This is a genomic window from Limnohabitans sp. Rim11, assembly GCF_001269365.1.
In the GTDB taxonomy this organism is placed as follows: Bacteria; Pseudomonadota; Gammaproteobacteria; order Burkholderiales; family Burkholderiaceae_C; genus Limnohabitans_A.
Genome location: NZ_CXOM01000007.1, coordinates 50,893 through 65,861 on the forward strand (window position 1 = coordinate 50,893; position 14,969 = coordinate 65,861).

Genomic DNA, 14,969 nt, shown 5'->3' on the forward strand with positions numbered 1-14,969 from the left:
CGCTTTAACGCAGCGGTGTGAGTTCATAGCTCGTACTTCTTCCGCTGGCTTCTGAGCGCATGAGCACTTGGCGGTCTAACAATTCTGCAATGTCACGCAGGGCTGTGTCTTGCGAGCATTTGCCAATGGCGGCCCACTTGCTGGTGGTCAGTTTGCCTTCTAAACCATCTAGCATTTTGTTTAGCAGTTTGACCTGGCGTACGTTAAGGGGTGTGCCCGCCCAAGCGTGCCAATAACGAGCTTTGTTGAGTACCGCTGCCAAAACTTGGTCTGCGCCTTGCAGTGCTCTGAGTAAACAGCCCAGAAACCACGTTAACCATTGCGTGGCATCAAGCTTGCCCTTTTGTGTTGCTTCTAGTTGCTCGTAATAGGTTTTGCGTTCACGTTGTATTTGGGCTGACAAACTGTAATAGCGTTGCACCGAGCCTTCTGCGCGTGCAAGTGCCATGTCGCCCACAGCGCGCGCAATGCGGCCGTTGCCATCGTCAAAGGGGTGAACTGTGACAAACCACAAATGTGCAAGACCGGCCTTGATGACGGGGTCGTCTTGATGGTCTGCGTTGAACCAGCGAATGAAGCTTGCCATCTCGGCATTCACTTGGGGCGCAGGAGGCGCTTCGTAATGAATTTTTTGTCGAGTCATGGCGCCCGAGACCACTTGCATCGGACCTTGTGCATCATTGCGCCATTGGCCCACCCGTATTTTTGAAAGACCGCTGTAGCCTGTTGGGAACATGGCGGCATGCCAACCGTACAAGCGTTTTGCCGTGAGCTTTGTGCTGTGTTGCTGGATGGCATCGAGCACCATTTCCACCACGCCATCGACATGCCGGTCGGAGGGGGCTAATGCGCCAATGTCGACGCCTAGCCTGCGTGCAATGGATGATCTGACAGACGCGGGGTTGAGGGATTCACCTTCGATTTCACTGGTTTTGAGTACGTCTTCAGTCAGAACGCGAAGGGTAGCTTGGTCGCGCAGATCCATGCCCAGGTCGTGCATGCGCCCCTGTAGGCGGCCTTGTGCCAAATACACTTGTGCTAGCAAGGAGGCCAGTGACGGCTGGTCGTAAGTCCATTGGGGCCACGTTTTTTGCTGCCAAATGTAGATTTTTTCTCCGCGTTTCATGCGGTGATTGTGGGGCGTAATCACCGCATGGTCAAGCGAAGGTCGGTCCAATACGGAATGACTTAACGTGCTAAGAGGAGGGACATTTCGATAAGCCACCCATAACTTGGTGTGCCATTGGTATATTGAGTGTTTATAAAACTGAGGAGACCTCACCATGTTAGACAGACGCTTGTTTTTGGGTGCTGGCATTGCCGGCGCATCCGCTCTTACTTTCTCCTCAGTATGGTCGCAATCTGCGCCCAACTTTGGCTTGCCCGACTTGCCCGCCGTGGGCCACAAGCGCATGAAGCTAGGCAAGATGGAAATCATCGCCTTGAACGATGGCGCCGTGCGCCGTCCTTTGGGCGAAGAGTTTGTAACCAACGCGCCTCTTGAGCAAGTCAAAGCCTTGCTGGCCAGCCAAAACCTGCCCACCGATTACATCGATGTGCCCTACACCCCCTTCTTGTTGATCAATGGCGATCAGCGCTATTTGTTTGACACTGGCTTTGCCGACAACGGCCCGCCCACCACCGGCAAACTGGCCGCCAACTTGGCCGCTGTGGGCCTCAAACCCACCGACATCAACAACGTGGTGTTGAGCCACTTCCACGGCGACCACATCAACGGCTTGCGCAATAAAGCGGGCCAATTGGTGTACCCCAACGCCCGCGTCCACGTGCCCTCTGCAGAACATGCTTTCTGGATTGACGATGCGCGCATGGAAGCCGCACCCCCCGCCATGAAAGGCGCCTTCATGGGCGTTCGCCGTGCATTGGGCAATTTGGGTGGCGATCAGTTGGTCAAGTTTGAATCGGGTGCTGCGGTGGCGCCTGGTATTACTTCTGTGGCGGCATTCGGCCACACCCCCGGTCACACCTTGTTCCGCATGGATTCTGAAGGTCAATCGTTTGCCTACGTAGCCGACATCACCAACGTGCCTTCACTGTTTGCCCGCGCACCCGACTGGTCTGTGTTGTTTGACATGAACCCCGCCATGGCACGTGTGTCTCGTCGCCGGGTATTTGACATGTTGGTCAAAGACAAAATGATGGCTGGTGGCTTCCACTTTCCGTTCCCAGCGTTTGGCACGATGGAAGCCAGTGGCAACGGGTATCAGTTCAAGCCTGTCGCAGCCTGATCAACACATGCCCTTGACTTAATTAACGGTATGGTTAATTATTCGGGGCATGAGTGTCCAAAAATCATCACAAGTTATCAAGACGCGAGACGCTGAAAGGTCTCGCGCAGTCATCCTCAATGCAGCCCTCGAAGAGTTTGCGCTCTTTGGCTTGGGCGGCGCCAGAATTGATCGCATTGCAGAGCGGTCCAACCTGAACAAAAGGTTGATCTACTACTATTTCACAGACAAAGACCAACTCTTTCAAGCCGTGCTCGAAAGTGCTTACGAGCAGATTCGCGAAAGAGAAAAGAAGCTCAATTTGCAATCTCTTGAGCCAACCATGGCAGTCAGAACGCTGGTTGAATTCACCTGGAATTACTACTTAGAGCATCCGGAGTTTTTAACCCTCCTTAACAGTGCAAATCTGCATAAGGCAAGGCATATTCAAGAGTCGCCCAATGTGCGGGCGCTTAACTCACCGCTGATTGAGTTACTGGGTGAAATTTTAGAAAAAGGCCGGCTCTCTGGTGAGTTCCGGGGCGGCATTGATCCTGTGCAGCTTTATGTTTCTATTGCTGCACTTTCCTATTTCTATTTGTCCAACAATTCCACCTTGTCTTCCATCTTTGGCCGCGACTTGATGAGCCCCAAAGCCAAGAGCGAACGCTTGTCACACATGTGCGAAGTGATCCTAGGGTATGTCCTGAGGAACTAGATTTGATTGGATATTGACAGGCCATGAGCCCTCTCTAGAATTAACTGAATGGTGAATTGCCTGCTCATTTCACCGCAATGATTTTTCACCCAATGGAGATATGTCATGAAATTCACCCGTCGACCTGTATTTGCTTTGATGTTGGCTGCCTTGCTTGCCACGCCTGCATTTGCACAATGGAAGCCTACAAAACCCATCACTTTGATCGTGCCTTGGGCACCTGGTGGCTCCACCGATCAGGTCACGCGTGTCACTGCGGCTGAACTCGAAAAACACTTGGGTCAGAAAATCATCATCTTGAATCAACCCGGTGCCTCGGGCTCGGTGGGTACTAAAAACGCTTTAGAAGCCGCCAAAGACGGCTACACCTGGACAGCAGGTGGCGCCAAAGACTTGGGTAACTACAAAGTCTTGGGCATGATCGATACAAGCATCAAGGATTGGAACTTATATCTCAATGTGGCCCACGTGGCGGTCATTGGTGTCAATGCCGATACGCCTTACAAAACCATGCCTGACTTGATCAAAGCCATGAAAGAAAAGCCTGGCTCAGTGTCGGTCGCTACAGCGGGTGTTAACTCCAGTGGTCATGCCGCCATTGAAGCTTTGGCCCGTGCCGCAGGCGTTACCTACAAACACGTGACCTATGACGGCGGCGCACCCGCAGCCGTGGCCGCAGGCTCAGGCGAGACACAGGTGACCACACAGTTGGCTGCCGAACAAACCGACATGATTCGCGCCAAGAAAATTCGTCCGTTGGCAGTGGTCAGCGACAAGCCACTTGAAATGGAAGGCGTGGGCACTGTGCCGCCGCTGTCTCAATTCATTCCAGGCTTTAAAGATCCCATCAATTACTTTGGCATTTTTGTACCCAAGTCGGTACCCGCTGAAGTGACTCAAACACTGGACAAAATTTGGGCCACAGAGATGGTCAAAAACGCTGCCTTGCGGACTTACGCGCAATCTCGCGGTGCCATGTTTGCACCGATGCATGGCGCTGAGGCGCAAACCGCAGTGTTCCCTGCTATTCAAGCTTATGCATGGACTCAGCATGCAGCCGGTAAAGCCAAAGTGTCTCCCGATACGGTGGGCATACCTAAGCCATAACTTCAATGACTTGCATTCAACTCAAGAAGCAAATCAACAATGTCTAAAGCCTCATCCTCCTCACGGTCTGATCTGTGGGGAGGTTTTTGCTGGGTTGCGGTGGGCGCTTTCATCCTGATGGAGTCCATCAGGATGGAGCGCTTCGACAACATGGGTGCAACGCTTTACACCTACCCAGGTTTTGTGCCGGGCATTATTTCGTGCGTCATTGTGCTGCTGGGCCTGTTCATGATCTTGCGCGGTATTCAAAATAAAGTTGCGTCAGATCCCAATGCAGAGACTTTGTTCAATCGAAGATTTGCCATCTCTTTGGCGTGCATGTTGGTGTTTAGTTTGGTGCTGCTTGCACACGCACACTTTTTGGTTGCCACAGCCTTGTTTGTTGGGGTGTTTACCTTTTTGTTTGCTAATGCAGAAACACCTTTGCTAAAGCGCCTGATAAGCGCAAGCATCAATGGTGTGATTTCCAGTTGCGTTGTTTTTTTCTTGTTCCAAGAAGTTTTCTTGGTCAGATTACCCTGAGGTCGATCGATGTTTGATGGACTTATCGCGTTTGGTCATTCCATCGCCAATTTCTCGACCCCCGAAATTATTTTCTATGCTTTGTTGTCATCCTTGGTAGGCGTGATCATGGGCGCACTGCCGGGCCTTACTGCCACCATGGCGTTAGCGTTAATGACGACGCTCACTTTGAAGTTACCGCCCAACCAAGCGCTGCTAATTCTCATTTGTACCTACGTGGGTGCTATTTATGGCGGTTCTCGATCTGCCATCCTTTTGAACATTCCGGGTACGCCAGCATCTGCCGCCTCTTGTTTAGATGGCTATGCGCTGGCCAAGCAAGGCTTGGCCGGAAGGGCCATGGGCATTGCAACCACGGGTTCAGTATTGGGCACGTTTATCGGTATGTTTTTCTTGGCATTTTTCACGCCCTTGCTGGGTAATTTGGCATTGAAATTTGGCGCCTATGAATTTTTCTGGTTGGCATTGTTTGGTGTGATCATTGCAGGAACACTCACAGGTGACGACCCCCTCAAGGGATGGATAGCCGGCATCTTTGGATTATTCATTGCGGGCATTGGACAAGAACCGCAATATGGCTTTGAGAGGTTTTCATATGGCGTACGCGACTTAGCAGGAGGCATTCAATTGGTGCCTGCATTGGTAGGCGCCTTTGGATTTGCAGAACTTCTGACGGCCATCAAAGAACGTCAAGCGCCCATCAAAATCAGTGCTTTCGATACGGTCATTCCAAAACTAAGAGACATCACAAAATACTGGCGCACCATTTTGCGGTCTGGCCTGATTGGCACTGGCATTGGCATTGTGCCGGGCGTTGGGGAGGATGTGGCAGCTTGGTCTTCATATGCTGCAGCCAAAAGATCCAGCGAAGAAAAAGAGCAGTTTGGCAAAGGTTCGATTGAAGGCTTGATGGCTGCCGAAACGGGTGATAACGCCTGTGTGCCTGGCGCCATCATTCCTGTGCTCACATTGGCCATTCCTGGTTCTGCGCCAGCAGCTGTGTTGATGGCGGCAATGATCATTCATGGCGTCAAGCCAGGACCTATGATCATGATTGAGAACCCTCAGTTTGTGTACGACGTGGTGGCCATGATGCTGTTTGCCACCATTGGCATTTTGATTTATGGCTTGGTACTGACCAAGGCACTGGTTCAAGTACTCAGAGTGCCGCAAAACTTTTTGATTCCCATTATTTTTGTACTGTGCGTGGTCGGAAGTTTTGCCATTGCAGGGCGTATGTTTGATGTTTACGTCATGCTGATATTTGGCCTGATTGGATTTGGCCTTAGACATTTCGGCTATCCCATGGCACCGCTGGTGCTTGGCATTGTGTTGGGTGACTTGCTTGAAAAGAATTTAAGACGCGCACTCATCTTGTCAGATGGCGATATTTCTCCCTTCTTTACAAGACCCATTTCTGGGGTTGTTGCAGCGCTTATTTTTGGAACCATTGCTTGGAAAATTTGGGACCTCAGGACTAAAAAAGTCAGCAAAGGCGCATGATGAAGTTAGCTCTTTGTAATGAAGTCATTCGTGAGTTGAGTTTTCCGGCGCAATGCGAATTGACGGCTAAGCTTGGGTACAGCGGCATTGAAATTGCGCCCTTCACTTTGTTTGAAGACAGTGCCACTTTCAATGAGCAAGATGCCACTCTCAGAAAACAACAAGCCAGCGACGCAGGCATTGTGATTTCAAGTCTACATTGGCTTTTGGTCAAGCCCGATGACCTGAGTTTGGTCAGCCGAGCCGCATCGGTTCGGCTTCAAACACAAGATTGGCTAAAGCGAGTCATTGCCTATGCACATGCATGTGGCGCAACTGCTTTGGTTCACGGTTCACCCAAACAAAGATCGCCAGAAAATGGTCAAACTGTTCAAGAGTGTTTAGATCGCGTTCAAGAAACACTGACCCTGTTAGAGCCATTCGCACGGCAAGCGGGTGTTGTCTATTGTTTAGAGCCCTTGTCGCCTTTTGAAACCCCCGTGGTCAATACAGTCGAGCAAGCCAGCCAATTGGTCGATGCCATTCAGTCGCCCTACATCCGAACCATGTTGGATGCCAGTGCCAGCACTTACTCAGAATCATTGCCCATGGCCGAAGTCTTTGAAAAGTATTTTATAAGTGGTCACATTGCTCATGTGCAAGTGAACGACCACAACCGCAAAGGGCCAGGGCAGGGCGATACCAACTTGCTGCCCTTGTTTCAAAAAATGAAATCACTGAACTATCAAGGATGGGTTGCAGTCGAACCCTTCATTTACGAACCTGATGGTCCTGGGTGTGCAGCATTCAGTGCCGGGTATGTACAAGGATTGATGAAAGCAGTGTCATGAAGCCTGTGGCGTTTCAAATTAAAGACATTCAAGTCTTTCAAAGGCCAGTTACTTTGCGTCTGCCTTTTAGGTTTGGGGCTGCTACGGTCACGGCCTGTCCTCAAGCTTTTGTCAAAGTGACGCTCAGTATCGAAGGCGTTGAGTGGCAGGGTGCATCTGCAGAGTTGATGGTGCCCAAGTGGTTTGACAAATCGCCGCAAAGAACGCAAGACGACAATTTTGATCAATTGCGTTTGTGCGTTTTAAAAGCCAGAGATGCCTATTTGGCTGAGGGTGCAGCCCAATCGGCTTACGGCTTGTCTGAGTCGGCAACACAAATTGTGATTGACCAAATGCTAGCGCAAGGTCACCCCAGGTTGGTGGGTCAGTTTGGCCCAGCGCTTCTAGACAAGGCCATTGCAGACGCTGTGTTGCGTTCTCAAAATCAATCTTGGGTGTCTGGACTGAGTCAAGGACTGCTAGGCGATCCTTGGTCTGGCTCTTTGAAGCTCTATACTGCCAACTCGGTATGGTTAAGGCATACCGTTGGGCTAGCAGACAGGCTGACGGATGCAGAGCCTTTGACAGCCATAGAAGACGGCTTACCCAACTCATTAATGCAAGCCATTGAGGCTTATGACTTGAAGTATTTCAAATTAAAAGTGGGTGGCAATTTAGACGCCGATCTTGAACGGCTTGCAAAAATTGAAGCAGTATTGAGCAAGGTCCAAGATTACAAAGTGACCTTGGACGGCAATGAGACATTTCAGAATACTGAGTCACTGAGCGTCTTTGTTCAAGCACTGACCAAGCATGAAGCCACTCAACGTTTGCTAGAACGTACTTTGCTGATAGAGCAGCCACTACCAAGGGCCATTGCATTGGAAGAAAAAATTCCATCAATGCCGCTCAACATCCCGGTTATTTTGGACGAGTCTGACGATCATCCGGATGTGCTTACCAAAGGTTTGGCATTGGGATACAGAGGCATTTCTAGCAAGGCTTGCAAAGGCATTTATCGCTCATTGCACAGCGCGTCTTTGGTGCAAAACACGCCTCATTGCATGTTGTCGGGTGAAGACCTAACTTGCCAAGCGGGTTTGGGTGTTCAACAAGATACTTTGTTGGCCACCAGCTTGGGTGTGCAGCACATTGAGCGCAATGGCCACCATTACGTCAAAGGTTTTGGTATTGCGCCCATGAATGAATCAAACGATTTTGCAAAAGCACATTCAGATTTGTACACCAGCAGCAGCGCGGGTGTGCACCTCAACGTTCAGCAGGGTCAAATCAACATTGCATCTTTGCACCAAACAGGTTTCGGTCATCAGGCTTCGCCCGATTGGCAATCACTTGACCCCATTTCAATTCAAGCAAATTAGGAGATCAACATGTCAACACAAAGACTTGGCATCATCATGCACGGCGTCACTGGGCGCATGGGTATGAATCAACACTTGATTCGTTCTATTGTGGCCATCCGCAATCAAGGCGGTGTCACTTTGTCCAATGGTGACAAGGTCATGCCCGATCCTATTTTGATTGGCCGCAATGCAGAAAAAATTGAAGCATTGGCCAAAGCCAATGGCATTAGTCGTTTTGGCACAGACCTGGACAAAGCGCTGGCCAACAAAGAAGATACCGTTTTCTTTGATGCGGGTACCACGCAAATGCGCCCCACCTTGTTGGCCAAAGCCATTCAAGCGGGCAAGCATGTGTATTGCGAAAAACCTATCGCCACCAATCTGAACGAGGCCGTTGAGATTGCGCGTTTAGCAGAAAAATCGGGCGTCAAACATGGCGCAGTGCAAGACAAGTTGTTCTTGCCCGGTTTGCGCAAACTCGACATGCTCAGAAAAGCCGGCTTCTTCGGCAAGATGCTCAGTGTGCGCATTGAGTTTGGCTATTGGGTGTTTGAAGGTGATTTGCAACCCATTCAACGACCCAGCTGGAACTACCGCAAAGAAGATGGCGGCGGCATTATTTTGGACATGGTGTGTCACTGGCGCTATGTGCTGGACAATTTGTTTGGCGAAGTTCAATCGGTCTCTTGCTTAGGTGCCACACACATCCCAACGCGCTGGGATGAGGCCAACAAGCCTTATGAATGCACTGCCGACGATGCGGCCTACGCCACATTCGAGTTGAGAGGCCACCAAGGCGAGCATGTGGTGGCACAAGTAAACAGTTCTTGGACCACACGTGTGAACCGTGAAGACTTGGTGACTTTTCATGTGGATGGGACGCATGGCTCTGCAGTTGCCGGACTTCAGGCTTGTAAGGCCCAAAGTCGTGTCAACACGCCACGCCCCGTCTGGAACCCCGATGTGAAGCAAACCATGAACTTCACAGATCAATGGCAAGAGGTGCCCGATACGCAGTTCTACGACAACGGTTTCAAAATTCAGTGGGAACACTTTATTCGGCACATTGTGGAGAACGAGCCTTATCGCTGGACTTTGCCTGAAGGCGCCAAAGGCGTTCAGTTGGTGGAAGCCGCATTGCAGTCTTGGCAAGAGCGTCGCTGGGTGGATGTAGCACCTCTCAAAATTTAAGGTGCAACATGGCACAACGCATTCAATTACCCAACGCACATGGCCAGCTTGAGGGCTATGAACTGGTCGGCACCACGCCCATCCAACCCAAGCCAGGTATCAAGTTCAATCGCATTGCATATTCGGCGGCCCACGTAGTGTCTGATCCTTTGGCACCGCACGACCCTTGGTTAGATTGCGCTGTGGACTGGGATGCCACCATTGCCTACAGAAAAAATTTGTGGAAATTGGGCTTGGGTGTGGCAGAGGCCATGGACACAGCGCAACGAGGCATGGGTTTGGATTGGCCCACATCGCTGACGCTCATTGAGCGTTCTATTGAAGCTTCTAAAGATGTGCCTGGCGCATTTTTGGCCTCAGGCTGTGGCACCGATCATTTGAATTTAGACAGCGTGACAACCGTGGACGAGGTGATTGCCGCTTATGAATTTCAAATGGCTGCTATTGAAAAGTTGGGTGGCAAGCTCATCATCATGGCCAGCCGTGCCTTGGCCCGCGTAGCCAAATCGCCAGCCGATTACGAACGCGTTTACGACAGAATTTTGAGTCAAGCTAAACAACCCGTGCTTTTGCATTGGCTAGGCGACATGTTTGACCCAGCGCTCACAGGCTATTGGGGTACCAAAGACACCGACAAAGCCATGGACACGGCGCTGGGCATTATTCAAGCCCATGCCGACAAAGTGGATGGCATCAAAATATCTTTGCTCGACAAGGACAAAGAAATTCAGATGCGAAGGCGCCTACCTGCCAGGGTGAGGATGTATACCGGTGATGATTTCAACTATGCCGAATTGATAGCGGGCGATGGCCAAGGTGAACACTTGGTTCATGGGCAAAGCGATGCCTTGTTGGGTATCTTTGACGCCATTGCGCCTGCAGCCAGCGCTGCGTTGGGCGAGTTGGCACAGGGCAATTTAGAGAAGTTTCACGCCATCTTGGGGCCTACCGTGCCGTTATCGCGCCACATTTTCAAAGCGCCCACCAGGTTCTACAAAACCGGTGTTGTCTTTATGGCTTGGCTGAATGGCCATCAAAAGCACTTCACCATGGTGGGTGGGCAACAGAGCACACGTTCAGTGGTTCATTTGGCTGAATTGTTTAAATTGGCGGATGCTGCCAATTTGTTAGAGCACCCAGACTTGGCTTTGCACCGAATGAAAACCATGCTGGCAATGCATGGGGTTGAATGAATTTAATCGAGAAAAGTAAGCTCAAAATAAACAGGAGACATCATGAAAAAATTGACACACCATTTAACGCTTATTAGTCTGGGTCTTGCTTTAGGCTTTAGTTCTACCAGCCTGTGGGCACAAAGCGCTGCCAACTATCCCGACAAGCCAGTCAAAGTCATCATTCCATTTCCACCCGGCGGCACACTCGACAAAATTGGCCGCATGCTGGCACTCAAGGTGGGCGAGCAACTGGGTCAAAACTTTGTGGTCGAAAACCGTCCGGGTGGCAACGGCATCATTGGTGCAGACGTAGTGGCCAAAGCCAATGCCGATGGCTACACCTTGTTGTTCAATGCCAGCACGTTTGTAACAGCGCCCATGACCATGAAGTCGGTGCCTTACAAAGTGCAAACCGATTTCACACCCATTGCTTTGGTTGCTTCGGCTCCGCTGTCTATTGCGGTTAGCAACAAGTTAGGCGTAGCAGATGTCAAAGGACTGGCAGCTGCCGCCAAAGCCAATCCTGGCAAGATGAACTTTGCAGTAGGCTCCATTGGCTCTGCGGGACATCTGTGTACAGTCAAATTGGAACAAGCTACCGGCACACAAATTGCCATCGTTCCCTATAAAGGCACAGGCCCAGCCATGACAGATTTGGTGGGTGGTCAAATTGAAGGCTTCATTGATCCTGTTTTGGGATCGGTTCAGTTTCACAGAAATGGCCAGCTTAAAGTGGTCGGAGTGACATCTACCAAGCGCCTGCCTAATTTGCCCGATGTGGCTACCGTGTCTGAAACCATTCCAGATTTTCAGTGCGCCAGTTGGTACGGTTTGTGGGGCCCCAACAAATTGCCTGCTGACATGGTTCAGAAACTCAATGCGGCCGTCAACAAAGCCTTGTCGGGTGAAATGCGCGATCGCTTAATTGCAGACGGCATTGTGCCCGCTGGTGGCAGTGCTGCAGAGTTTGCCAAATTCCAAGCCGACGACATTGCCATCTCGGGCAAAATCATTGCCGACAAGAAAATTGCAGTGGAATGACCCCCTTCATGCCAGAGCTGCTTTCACCTTGCGCCATTGTGACCGGAACCAGTTCCGGTATTGGCCAAGCCATTGCTTTAAAGCTTTTGAGTGAAGGCTGGCATGTGCATGGGCTGGATGTTGCACCTTCCAGGCTTCACCATGCCCAATTTTCTTCATGGACACTCGACCTCACTCAAGCGGGTGAACTTGAAGGTGCGCTAGATCAAATTGTGTCCAAGCATCTTCCTCAAGTGTTAGTGCATGCTGCTGGTGTTTTGAGGGTGGGAAGTCTAGGCGAACTTGATATGCAAGCCGGCCAACTGATGTGGCAACTGCACGTCGATGTGGCTACTAGGTTGGCCAATCGCATTTTGCCCATCATGAAACACGCACGCCGTGGCCGAATGATTTTGGTGGGCAGCCGTGTCTCAGGCGGTATTGCCGGCAGAAGTCAGTATGCTGCTACCAAGGCTGCCATCTTGTCTTTGGCCAGAAGCTGGGCTGCAGAAAGTATTGCAGAGGGTGTGACGGTCAATGTGGTCTCGCCTGCTGCAACCGATACGCCTATGTTGAAGGATCCTGCTAGAGTTGCCACCACACCGCGTTTGCCGCCTATCGGTAGGCTGATTCAACCGGACGAAGTAGCAGCATTGGTGGCTTACCTGACCCGCCCTGAAGCTGCCGCCATTACGGGTCAAGACATTGCCATTTGCGGCGGCGCTTCAGTGTCACGTTGATTCATTTGAGCATTCAACTGAAGAGTACTGCCACATGAATCCCTCTTCAGCCTTTCTGCCCGATCAATGTATTGGAATTGTTGGTTTGGGTTTGGTGGGCACCGCGCTGGCCAAGCGATTAAAAGCTGCAGGCTATCAGTGCATCGGATTTGATGTGCGCGCTGAAGCCATGCATGTGTTTGAAGCTGCTGGATTTAAAGCAACTGCATCTGTTGGCAGCATGCTTCATTTAACCAATACCTTGGTGCTGGCGGTATTTGATACTTCTGGCGTGCAAGCTGTGGTTGAACAAATACTTCAGCAACGAAAAATTCAAGTTCAAACTACGCCTTCTGTCATTACGCTAATTGATTGCTCTACAGGCGATCCAGTCAAACTGGCCGAGTTGGCGCGGCAGTTGTCTGAAGAAGGTATTCAATTCATAGAGGCGCCTCTATCGGGTTCTAGTGTGCAAATAGAAAACGGCCAAGCCACATTGTTACTTGGCGGAGAAATTCAACACATCGAAAGCGCCAAGCCTTTATTGAATGCGCTAGCTACATCTCAAGTACACGTGGGTGGCGCAGGTATGGCCGCCAAAGCCAAGCTGGCAACCAATTTGGTCTTAGGTTTGAACCGAGCCGCCTTGGCAGAGGGCATGGTCTTTGCGCAAAGCTTGGGCATTCAACCAGAAACATTTCTGCAATTGGTGTTGAATACTCCGGCCCGCTCTGAAGCTGCTGTGGTGAAGGGCGACATGATGGTCAAAGAGGAGTTTGAACCACAGTCGCGCATTAGGCAGCATTTGAAAGATGTGCAGCTGATGTTGGACATGGCAGATTTGAGCTCCCAAAATTTGCCACTTTCACAAGCCCATGCACAGTTGATGCGCAGTGCCATTGCACAAGGTGATGGCGAGCTAGACAACGCCGCCATCATTCGGCAAATTCGACGCGAAAAAACTCAATTAACCCAGAAAAAATAAATCATGCGCGACTTCTCAAAGAATCATGAGTGGCTCTCCATCAACACGGCCACAATTAGAAAAAGCCGTGGTCAAGACCTGCCATTGACCGACATCATTGAAGCCTGTGTTAGCCGAGGTATCAAAGCCATCTCGCCATGGCGAGACCAAGTGGCTGCCGTTGGCTTGAACACTGTTTCCAAGTTGGTCAAAACGCATGGCTTGAAACTGTCGGGCTATTGCCGCGGCGGCATGTTTCCTGCCACCACGCCAGAAGGCATACAAGCCGCAGATGCTGACAATCGCCAAGCAGTTGATGAGGCTTGCGAACTCAATGCGCCTTGTTTGGTGCTGGTGGTGGGCGCTTTGCCTGGCGCTTTAGCAGGTCAAGCTGCGCATAAGAACATTCAGAAATCACGCGATCAAGTGTTTGAAGGCATTGAAAAATTATTGGCCTATGCCAAGTCATGCAACATGCCATTAGCCATTGAACCTCTGCACCCCATGTATGCGGCAGACCGCGCTTGCATCAACACGCTTGAACATGCCTTGGATGTGTGTGACAAACTCGACCCACTGCAGACCGGCGCGTTGGGGGTGGCAGTAGACGTGTATCACGTGTGGTGGGACCCTAAACTGCAACAGCAAATTGAACGTGCTGGTCAAAAAAGAATATTGGCCTTCCATGTCTGCGATTGGCTCACACCCACCCGCGATTTGCTGAACGACCGCGGCATGATGGGCGATGGGGTGATCGATATCCCCAAAATTAGGGGCTGGGTTGAGGCCCAAGACTTTCAGGGCTTTAGCGAGGTTGAGATCTTTTCTACAGAAAATTGGTGGCAAAGAGACCATTCTGAGGTGCTAGAGACCTGTATTGCAAGGCATAGAAGCGCTGTTTGAGTGCCTTACAATAAGCGCCCAAGGGCCTATAGCTCAGTTGGTTAGAGCAGAGGACTCATAATCCTTTGGTCCCAGGTTCAAGTCCTGGTGGGCCCACCACTTAAAAAGGGTACATACTGGAGACATCGTTTACAGTTTGTACCGGTCACATCGTTAACACCCTAGGCCCAAACGGATTGGGCCCGGGTTCTAGGCGACAACTGTCCATATCGAAGTACCCCAGATCGTAGTCCATAAAGCTGACTTGCCAGATCTGGTCTTCCACCTGCATCACTCCCACCCTCTGCCCAGCCAACACCGAGCTGAGCATGATCTTCTTGCGGTCCATGCAGATGCGGCCACACTCGGTGATCACAATCGTCCTGTCATGAAACGGATACGCCAACTCTGGCAACCCCGTGTATTGTCATGAAACGGATACGCCAACTCTGGCAACCCCGTGTATTGGCGGCTTGAGGGCTGGTATAGATCCCCCGGAATCTTCATCTCAATGCCCTCGTGCGGACGCTCGTAGTTGTACACCCGCATGAAGTGCTCGAACTTGTCTTKCTGCTGCAGCATGTTGATCGCCGGCGGCCTTGTCGTCTCTTGCTTGAGCACACGGTGCATGCGCTCGTGGCGCCCCCCCCCCCCCCCCCCCCCCCCCCCCCCCCCCCCCCCCCCCCCCCCCCCCCCCCCCCCCCCCCCCCCCCCCCCCCCCCCCCCCCCCCCCCCCCCCCCCCCCCCCCCCCCCCCCCCCCCCCCCC

The 14,969-nt window shown here is 51.4% G+C and carries 14 protein-coding genes and 1 tRNA gene; 14 read left to right on the top strand and 1 reads right to left on the bottom strand.

Annotated elements, in window-relative coordinates:
- Window positions 1-4: 4 nt before the first annotated feature.
- Window positions 5-1,126 carry a Fic family protein gene (locus tag AMM03_RS13985; protein ID WP_090132635.1) on the bottom strand — a complete coding sequence of 374 codons (1,122 nt, stop codon included), beginning with the start codon at window positions 1,124-1,126 and terminating at the stop codon, window positions 5-7.
- A 157-nt stretch (window positions 1,127-1,283) separates the two neighbouring features.
- Between AMM03_RS13985 and AMM03_RS13990 the strand changes: the two genes are divergently transcribed.
- From AMM03_RS13990 to AMM03_RS14055, 14 genes are all read left to right on the top strand, one after another.
- Entirely contained in the window at window positions 1,284-2,249 is a 966-nt protein-coding gene (locus tag AMM03_RS13990) for an MBL fold metallo-hydrolase (RefSeq protein ID WP_090132638.1), read from the top strand.
- A gap of 49 nt (window positions 2,250-2,298) precedes the next feature.
- Window positions 2,299-2,946 carry a TetR/AcrR family transcriptional regulator gene (locus AMM03_RS13995; RefSeq protein ID WP_090132641.1) on the top strand — a complete coding sequence of 216 codons (648 nt, stop codon included), beginning with the start codon at window positions 2,299-2,301 and terminating at the stop codon, window positions 2,944-2,946.
- 105 nt (window positions 2,947-3,051) lie between these two features.
- Entirely contained in the window at window positions 3,052-4,053 is a 1,002-nt protein-coding gene (locus AMM03_RS14000; protein WP_090132643.1) for a Bug family tripartite tricarboxylate transporter substrate binding protein, read from the top strand.
- Window positions 4,054-4,092: 39 nt separating this feature from the next.
- The gene (locus tag AMM03_RS14005; RefSeq protein WP_090132646.1) at window positions 4,093-4,575 is read left to right on the top strand and encodes a tripartite tricarboxylate transporter TctB family protein; all 483 of its coding nucleotides are present in this window, start codon (window positions 4,093-4,095) and stop codon (window positions 4,573-4,575) included.
- 9 nt (window positions 4,576-4,584) lie between these two features.
- On the top strand, window positions 4,585-6,078 hold the full coding sequence (locus tag AMM03_RS14010) for a tripartite tricarboxylate transporter permease (RefSeq protein WP_090132648.1): 1,494 nt from the start codon (window positions 4,585-4,587) through the stop codon (window positions 6,076-6,078).
- A complete protein-coding gene (locus tag AMM03_RS14015) occupies window positions 6,075-6,908 on the top strand; it encodes a sugar phosphate isomerase/epimerase family protein (protein WP_090132652.1) in 834 nt (277 codons plus the stop codon). The genes AMM03_RS14010 and AMM03_RS14015 overlap by 4 nt, the downstream gene beginning before the upstream one ends.
- Window positions 6,905-8,269: an enolase-like domain-containing protein gene (locus tag AMM03_RS14020; RefSeq protein WP_090132655.1), complete on the top strand. Its 1,365-nt coding sequence runs from the start codon at window positions 6,905-6,907 to the stop codon at window positions 8,267-8,269. Before AMM03_RS14015 ends, AMM03_RS14020 begins: the two co-directional genes overlap by 4 nt.
- A gap of 9 nt (window positions 8,270-8,278) precedes the next feature.
- Window positions 8,279-9,442 (top strand): Gfo/Idh/MocA family protein, encoded by a 1,164-nt coding sequence (locus tag AMM03_RS14025; RefSeq protein WP_090132659.1) that lies wholly within the window; start codon window positions 8,279-8,281, stop codon window positions 9,440-9,442.
- A gap of 8 nt (window positions 9,443-9,450) precedes the next feature.
- On the top strand, window positions 9,451-10,635 hold the full coding sequence (locus tag AMM03_RS14030; RefSeq protein ID WP_090132662.1) for a dihydrodipicolinate synthase family protein: 1,185 nt from the start codon (window positions 9,451-9,453) through the stop codon (window positions 10,633-10,635).
- A gap of 42 nt (window positions 10,636-10,677) precedes the next feature.
- On the top strand, window positions 10,678-11,658 hold the full coding sequence (locus AMM03_RS14035) for a Bug family tripartite tricarboxylate transporter substrate binding protein (protein ID WP_090132665.1): 981 nt from the start codon (window positions 10,678-10,680) through the stop codon (window positions 11,656-11,658).
- An 8-nt stretch (window positions 11,659-11,666) separates the two neighbouring features.
- A complete protein-coding gene (locus AMM03_RS14040; RefSeq protein WP_090132702.1) occupies window positions 11,667-12,377 on the top strand; it encodes an SDR family NAD(P)-dependent oxidoreductase in 711 nt (236 codons plus the stop codon).
- 34 nt (window positions 12,378-12,411) lie between these two features.
- Window positions 12,412-13,341, top strand: coding sequence for an NAD(P)-dependent oxidoreductase (locus AMM03_RS14045; protein WP_090132669.1), 930 nt, complete (start codon window positions 12,412-12,414; stop codon window positions 13,339-13,341).
- A gap of 3 nt (window positions 13,342-13,344) precedes the next feature.
- Window positions 13,345-14,223: a sugar phosphate isomerase/epimerase family protein gene (locus AMM03_RS14050; protein WP_090132672.1), complete on the top strand. Its 879-nt coding sequence runs from the start codon at window positions 13,345-13,347 to the stop codon at window positions 14,221-14,223.
- Between the two features lie 22 nt (window positions 14,224-14,245).
- Window positions 14,246-14,322 (top strand) — tRNA-Ile (locus AMM03_RS14055).
- Window positions 14,323-14,969 lie beyond the last annotated feature (647 nt).

Bases quoted from the DNA above. Each gene is read 5' to 3' on its own strand.
- AMM03_RS13985 (WP_090132635.1), bottom strand. From the start codon at position 1,126: ATGAAACGCGGAGAAAAAATCTACATTTGGCAGCAAAAAACGTGGCCC.
- AMM03_RS13990 (WP_090132638.1), top strand. From the start codon at position 1,284: ATGTTAGACAGACGCTTGTTTTTGGGTGCTGGCATTGCCGGCGCATCC.
- AMM03_RS13995 (WP_090132641.1), top strand. From the start codon at position 2,299: ATGAGTGTCCAAAAATCATCACAAGTTATCAAGACGCGAGACGCTGAA.
- AMM03_RS14000 (WP_090132643.1), top strand. From the start codon at position 3,052: ATGAAATTCACCCGTCGACCTGTATTTGCTTTGATGTTGGCTGCCTTG.
- AMM03_RS14005 (WP_090132646.1), top strand. From the start codon at position 4,093: ATGTCTAAAGCCTCATCCTCCTCACGGTCTGATCTGTGGGGAGGTTTT.
- AMM03_RS14010 (WP_090132648.1), top strand. From the start codon at position 4,585: ATGTTTGATGGACTTATCGCGTTTGGTCATTCCATCGCCAATTTCTCG.
- AMM03_RS14015 (WP_090132652.1), top strand. From the start codon at position 6,075: ATGATGAAGTTAGCTCTTTGTAATGAAGTCATTCGTGAGTTGAGTTTT.
- AMM03_RS14020 (WP_090132655.1), top strand. From the start codon at position 6,905: ATGAAGCCTGTGGCGTTTCAAATTAAAGACATTCAAGTCTTTCAAAGG.
- AMM03_RS14025 (WP_090132659.1), top strand. From the start codon at position 8,279: ATGTCAACACAAAGACTTGGCATCATCATGCACGGCGTCACTGGGCGC.
- AMM03_RS14030 (WP_090132662.1), top strand. From the start codon at position 9,451: ATGGCACAACGCATTCAATTACCCAACGCACATGGCCAGCTTGAGGGC.
- AMM03_RS14035 (WP_090132665.1), top strand. From the start codon at position 10,678: ATGAAAAAATTGACACACCATTTAACGCTTATTAGTCTGGGTCTTGCT.
- AMM03_RS14040 (WP_090132702.1), top strand. From the start codon at position 11,667: ATGCCAGAGCTGCTTTCACCTTGCGCCATTGTGACCGGAACCAGTTCC.
- AMM03_RS14045 (WP_090132669.1), top strand. From the start codon at position 12,412: ATGAATCCCTCTTCAGCCTTTCTGCCCGATCAATGTATTGGAATTGTT.
- AMM03_RS14050 (WP_090132672.1), top strand. From the start codon at position 13,345: ATGCGCGACTTCTCAAAGAATCATGAGTGGCTCTCCATCAACACGGCC.